Source organism: Massilia sp. CT11-108 (assembly GCF_047302915.1).
GTDB lineage: Bacteria > Pseudomonadota > Gammaproteobacteria > Burkholderiales > Burkholderiaceae_D > Telluria > Telluria orientalis.
Window position 1 is genome coordinate 1 of sequence record NZ_JBKYMO010001166.1, and the last position, 582, is coordinate 582.

A 582-nucleotide genomic window follows, 5' to 3' on the forward strand; every position below is an offset into this window, starting at 1 on the left:
GGGGGGGGGCGGCGGGGGGCCGGGCGCGGCCCCGGCCGCCAGCCCCACGTACCCGATCCTGGCCATCGTGCGCGAATTCCTCGCGCTCCCGGAGGCCGAGCGCGCGCGCCCCACCACGCTGGCCGACGTGCGTGACCGCCTGGTGGTCGCGGCCAGGCCGGCCGGCCCGAAACGCCCGCTGACGGACGCCGAGGAGTCGGTCAACCTGCTGCTGCCGATCGTCCTGCTGAACCTGGGCCGCCGCCGGACGAGCGAAGGCCGCGCACTCGGCGTATCCGCGCTCGCCGCCCTGATCCGCCGCGGCCGCGGCTGGTAAGCGCCGCCGCAACCGCATCACATTGAACAAGGAGATTCGCTCATGACCAAAGAACTTCGCATCCTGACCGGCTTCCACGCCGGCGCCCGGATAAAGTTGAATCCAACGACGATGTCGATCGGCGCGGAAGCAACGGCCGACATCCTGATTCAAGACTGGAACGAGGGCACCATGCAACTGGCAACCGACGCACAAGACCGGGTCACGATCGCCGCCGCTGGCGCGGCCGATGCCCCGTCCACGCTCGACGATTTCACCCCGCGCCG

The 582-nt window shown here is 71.1% G+C and carries 1 protein-coding gene and 1 pseudogene; both read left to right on the forward strand.

Annotated features, from left to right (window positions below):
* Positions 1 to 316 (forward strand): hypothetical protein (locus tag ACEN88_RS33765; RefSeq protein WP_413346723.1); only part of this gene is annotated, 316 nt, incomplete at its 5' end.
* Between the two features lie 42 nt (positions 317 to 358).
* A pseudogene (locus ACEN88_RS33770) lies at positions 359 to 582 on the forward strand (secretion protein); the annotation flags it as partial.